The sequence below is a fragment of the Xylophilus sp. ASV27 genome (genome assembly GCF_016428875.1).
GTDB lineage: Bacteria > Pseudomonadota > Gammaproteobacteria > Burkholderiales > Burkholderiaceae_C > Xylophilus.
Genome location: NZ_JAELTO010000173.1, coordinates 1 through 5,323, shown reverse-complemented (window position 1 = coordinate 5,323; position 5,323 = coordinate 1). Strand labels below are relative to the sequence as shown.

The 5,323-nt window shown below is 70.6% G+C and carries 5 protein-coding genes; all 5 read left to right on the top strand.

Annotated features, from left to right (window positions below; translation table 11 throughout):
- Positions 1-175 precede the first annotated feature (175 nt).
- Complete coding sequence (glyQ, locus tag JHD63_RS21585) at positions 176-1,081, top strand: glycine--tRNA ligase subunit alpha (protein ID WP_198972855.1); 906 nt, start codon at positions 176-178, stop codon at positions 1,079-1,081.
- 14 nt (positions 1,082-1,095) lie between these two features.
- Positions 1,096-3,222 (top strand): glycine--tRNA ligase subunit beta, encoded by a 2,127-nt coding sequence (glyS, locus tag JHD63_RS21580; RefSeq protein WP_198972854.1) that lies wholly within the window; start codon positions 1,096-1,098, stop codon positions 3,220-3,222.
- A 28-nt stretch (positions 3,223-3,250) separates the two neighbouring features.
- On the top strand, positions 3,251-3,835 hold the full coding sequence (gene gmhB / locus JHD63_RS21575) for a D-glycero-beta-D-manno-heptose 1,7-bisphosphate 7-phosphatase (protein WP_198972853.1): 585 nt from the start codon (positions 3,251-3,253) through the stop codon (positions 3,833-3,835).
- Between the two features lie 73 nt (positions 3,836-3,908).
- Positions 3,909-4,643, top strand: a complete 735-nt coding sequence (locus JHD63_RS21570; protein ID WP_198972852.1) for a lysophospholipid acyltransferase family protein — start codon at positions 3,909-3,911, stop codon at positions 4,641-4,643.
- Positions 4,644-4,649: 6 nt separating this feature from the next.
- Positions 4,650-5,323, top strand: a 674-nt coding sequence (locus JHD63_RS21565; protein ID WP_198972851.1) for a YgjP-like metallopeptidase domain-containing protein, incomplete at its 3' end; no start/stop codon positions are given.

Here is a 5,323-nt window from a genome sequence, read left to right as displayed (position 1 = left end):
CCCCCCCCCCCCCCCCCCCCCCCCCCCCCCCCCCCCCCCCCCCCCCCCCCCCTTTTCAAGCAGAAGACGGCATACGCGATTTCCTGTACGGTCTCGTGGGCTCGGAGATGTGTATAAGAGACAGGGCCGGCCTGCCGCGGCCGCGGCCCGGGCCGCCGTTCCTTCTGCCAAAACCATGTTGACCTTCCAGCAAATCATCCTCAAGTTGCAGTCCTACTGGGCCGACCAGGGCTGCGCGCTTCTGCAGCCCTACGACATGGAAGTGGGGGCCGGTACCTCGCACACCGCCACCTTCCTGCGCGCTATCGGCCCCGAGCCCTGGAAGGCCGCCTACGTGCAGCCCAGCCGCCGTCCCAAGGACGGCCGCTACGGCGAGAACCCGAACCGCCTGCAGCACTACTACCAGTACCAGGTGGTCCTCAAGCCCGCGCCCTCCAACATCCTGGAGCTGTACCTGGGCTCGCTCGAAGCGCTGGGCTTCGACCTGAAGAAGAACGACATCCGCTTCGTCGAGGACGACTGGGAAAACCCAACGCTCGGCGCCTGGGGCCTGGGCTGGGAAGTCTGGCTCAACGGCATGGAAGTCACGCAGTTCACCTACTTCCAGCAGGTCGGCGGCATCGACTGCAAGCCGATCACGGGCGAGATCACCTACGGCCTGGAGCGCCTGGCCATGTACCTGCAGGGCGTGGACAACGTCTACAACCTGACCTGGACAGAGGGCCTGAGCTACGGCGACGTCTACAAGCAGAACGAGGTCGAACAGTCGACCTACAACTTCGAGCACAGCGATGCCGAGTTCCTGTTCACCGCCTTCAACGCGCACGAGAAGCAGGCCAGGCACCTGATGACCGAGCAGCTCGCGCTGCCGGCCTATGAGCAGGTGCTCAAGGCCGCGCACAGCTTCAACCTGCTGGACGCGCGCGGCGCGATCAGCGTGACCGAACGCGCGGCCTACATCGGCCGCATCCGCAACCTCGCACGCGCCGTGGCGCAGAGCTACTACGACAGCCGCGAGCGCCTGGGCTTCCCGATGGCGCCGCGCGAGTGGGTGGCGCAGATCCAGAAGAAGGCAGCGTGAGGGATATGACGACGATGACGACGAACAAGAACCTGCTGGTCGAGCTTTTCGTGGAAGAGCTGCCGCCCAAGGCGCTGAAGAGGCTGGGCGAGGCCTTCGCCGCCGTGCTGGTGGAGCAGCTCAAGGCCCAGGGCCTGGCCGCCGCGGCCTCGCGCGCCACCGCCTTCGCCTCGCCGCGCCGGCTGGCGGTGCATGTCACCGAGGTGGCCGGGCGCGCCGCCGACCGCGCGCAGTCGCAAAAGCTCATGCCGGTGGCGGTGGGCCTGGACGCGGCCGGCCAGGCCACGCCCGCGCTGCTGAAGAAGCTCGCCGCGCTGGGCGCCGATGCCTCCGCCGTGGCCGGCCTGAGGCGCCAGCAGGACGGCAAGGCCGAAGCCCTGTTCCACGACAGCACCGTGCCCGGCGCCACGCTGGCCGACGGCCTGCAGAAGGCGCTGGCCGAGGCCATTGCCAGGCTGCCGATTCCCAAGGTCATGGGCTACCAGCTCGAATCCGGCTGCGAGCTGCCCGGCTGGAGCACGGTGAGCTTCGTGCGCCCGGCCCACGGCCTGGTGGCGCTGCATGGCAGCGAGGTGCTGCTGTCGGTCACCGCGCTGGGCCTGAAGGCGGGCAATGCCACGCACGGCCACCGCTTCGAGGCCAAGGCCGACCCGGTGGTGCTGCGCGATGCCGACAGCTATGCCCGGCAACTGCGCGAGGAAGGCGCGGTGATCGCCGGCTTCGAGGAGCGCAAGGCCGAGATCGCGCGCCAGTTGCGTGCCGCTGCCGAGCGCATCGGCGGCGGCGTGGCGCCGATCGAGGACGACGCGCTGCTCGACGAGGTCACGGCCCTGGTCGAGCGCCCTAACGTGCTGGTCTGCCAGTTCGAGAAGGAATTCCTCGAGGTGCCGCAGGAATGCCTGATCCTCACCATGAAGGCCAACCAGAAGTACTTCCCGCTGCTGGACGCGGCGGGCCGGCTCACGCACCAGTTCCTGGTGGTCAGCAACATCACGCCGGACGACCCGAGCGCGGTGATCGGCGGCAACGAGCGCGTGGTGCGCCCGCGCCTGGCCGACGCCAAGTTCTTCTTCGACCAGGACCGCAGGAAGACGCTGGCCTCGCGCGTCGAATCGCTGGGCAAGGTGGTCTACCACAACAAGCTCGGCACGCAGGGCGAGCGGGTGGAGCGGGTGCGCGCCATCGCCCAGGCCATCGCGCGGCAGTGGGGCGGCGCCGAGCTGGCGGCGCAGGCCGACCAGGCCGCGCTGCTGGCCAAGACCGATCTGGTGACCGACATGGTGGGCGAATTCCCCGAGCTGCAAGGCACCATGGGCCGCTACTACGCGCTCAATGACGGCCTGCCGCAGGCCGTGGCCGACGCCATCGAGGACCACTACAGGCCGCGCTTCGCCGGCGACGCGCTGCCGCGCAACGAGGTGGGCGTGGTGGTGGCCCTGGCCGACAAGCTCGAAACGCTGGTCGGCATGTTCGGCATCGGCAACCAGCCCACCGGCGACCGCGATCCGTTCGCGCTGCGGCGGCACGCGCTGGGCGTGGTGCGCATGCTGGCCGAAAAGAACCTGCCGCTGGACCTCGATGCCCTGCTGCGCGCGGCCGTGCCGGCCTTCGGCGACAAGGTGCAGGACCCGTCCGTGGCGCTGCGCGACTTCATCTACGAGCGCCTGGCCGGCAGCCTGCGCGAGCAGGGCTACAGCGCGCAGGAGGTGGACGCCGTGCTGGCCCTGCGCCCGCAGCGCCTGGGCGACGTGCCCAAGCGCCTGGCGGCGGTGCGCGCCTTTGCCGCACTGCCCGAAGCCGCCGCCCTGGCCGCGGCCAACAAGCGCGTCTCCAACATCCTGAAGAAGGCCGATGCGGTGGATGCCCACGTGAGCGAGGTGCTGCTGCAGGAGCCGGCCGAGAAGGATCTGTACGCCGCGCTGCAGCGCATCGCGCCGCAGGCCGACGCGCAGTTCGCCGCCGGCGACTACGCCGCCGCGCTGCAGACCCTGGCCGCGCTGCGCGCGCCGGTCGATGCCTTCTTCGACGGCGTCATGGTCAATGCCGAGCAGACCGACCTGCGCCTGAACCGCCAGGGGCTGCTGCAGGTGCTGCACAACGCCATGAACCGCGTGGCCGACCTGTCGCGCCTCGCGACCTGACCCGCGCCATCGCAGCCCCGGAGCGCCCATGAAACTCGTCATCCTCGACCGCGACGGCACCATCAACCGCAGCCGGGGCGACTACGTCACCAACGCCGACGAGTGGGAGCCGCTGCCCGGCGCGCTGGAGGCGATCGCCCAGCTCAACCACGCGGGCTTCCACGTGGTGGTGGTGTCCAACCAGTCGGGGCTGGGGCGCGGGCTGTTCGACGTGGATGCGCTCAACGCCATGCACGCCAAGCTGCACAAGCAACTGGCCGCCGCCGGGGGCCGGGTGGACGCGATCTTCTACTGCCCGCACGCCCCGGAGGAGGCCTGCACCTGCCGCATGCCGCAGCCCGGCCTGCTGCTGCAGATCGCCGAGCGCTACGGCATCGAGCTGCAGGGCGTGCCCATGGCCGGCGACCGCGTGCGCGACCTGCAGGCCGCCGTGGCCGCGGGCTGCGAGCCGCACCTGGTGCTCTCCGGTGCGCACCAGGATTCGCTCGGCAGCGACGGCCAGCCGCTGCCGCCGGAGCTGCCCGAGGGCACCCGGGTGCATCCCGACCTGGGGACCTTCGCCGCCTTCGTGGTCGAGCGCGACGCCGTCGAGCCCCTGCGCGTGGCGATCTGATTGCTATGAAATATATAGCTATAAGCCAAGATACCACCTGGGCTCCAGGCCAAAATAACCCCTAAATCCACCCATGCCCCTGCTCCGTTCCGTCCTGCATGCGCTCTGGATGCTCGTCACCGTCATCCCCTGGGCCATCATCATGCTGGTCGCCTCGATCTGGCGCCGTGGCCCGCCGCTCTACTGGATGGCCGCGCGCTGGCTGGGCTGGGCCGTGGCGGGCGCGCGCGTGCTGCTGGGCATCCAGGTGCGGGTGCAGGGCATGGAGCACCTGCCCACGGGCGCGACCAGCGCCGCCGTGCTGCTGGTCAAGCACCAGTCCACCTTCGAGACCTTCCTGATGCCCACGCTGATGCCGCATCCGCTGGCCTACGTGTTCAAGAAGGAACTGCTGCAGGTGCCCTTCTTCGGCTGGGCCATGGGCCGGCTCGACATGGTGCACATCGACCGCCGCGACGGCGCGCGCGCCTTCGCCAAGGTGGTGGCCCAGGGCCGCAAGCTGCTGGCGCAGGGCGTGTGGGTGATCATGTTCCCCGAGGGCACGCGCGTTCCGCGCGGCCAGAAGGGCACCTACAAGTCCGGCGGCACCCGCCTGGCGATCCAGACCGGCGCCCCGGTGGTGCCGGTGGCCGTGACCTCGGCCAAGTGCTGGCCGCGCAAGGCCTTCATCAAGGTTCCGGGCGTGGTCGACGTGTCCATCGGCCCGGCGATCCCGAGCGTCGGCCGCCAGGCCGACGAATTGATGCAAGAGGTCGAAGCCTGGATCGAAGCCGAAATGCGCCGGCTCGACCCCGAGGCCTACCGGTAATCCGCGATGCGGGACCTGGTCCAGCTGGCGCTCGATTTCTTCGGCGCGATGCTGCCCGCGGAGGACGCGGGCGCCATGCCGCCGGCGCCGCCGCGGCGCACGCCCGCCGGCCTGCCGCGCCCCCGCATTTCCAAGGCAAAAGTGCCTGAAGCCCAGGAAGGACGTGGGCCTTCTGCTCTTCTTTCAGGAGCGGACGACGGCCTGCCCCAGCATCCGCTGGCCAACCGCGAGGCGATGCTGGAGGGCCGCCGCGTGGCCTATGAGTTCCGCCGTGGCAAGCGCCGCACCATCGGCTTCTCGGTGGCGCCCGAAGGCCTGGTGGTACGCGCCCCGGGCTGGGTGCCGATGTACGAGATCGACGCCGCGCTGCTGGAGAAGGCCGGATGGATCCTGCGCAAGCTGGCCGAAGCCGGCGCGCGGCGCCAGCAGCATCGGCGCATCGACTGGGGCGAAGGCGCGCAGTTCCCGCTGCTGGGCGAAACCGCCACGGTCGCGCTGGGCCGTCCGGCCGGCGGCGTGTCCAAGGCGCAGTTGCTGCGCGCGCAGGGCGCGGCCCCGGTGCTGCGCCTGCCGCTGCCGGCCGACGCCGCGCCCGAGGCCATCGCTGTCTCTTATACACATCTAAAAGAGGGGGGGGGGGGGGGGGGGGGGGGGGGGGGGGGGGGGGGGGGGGGGGGGGG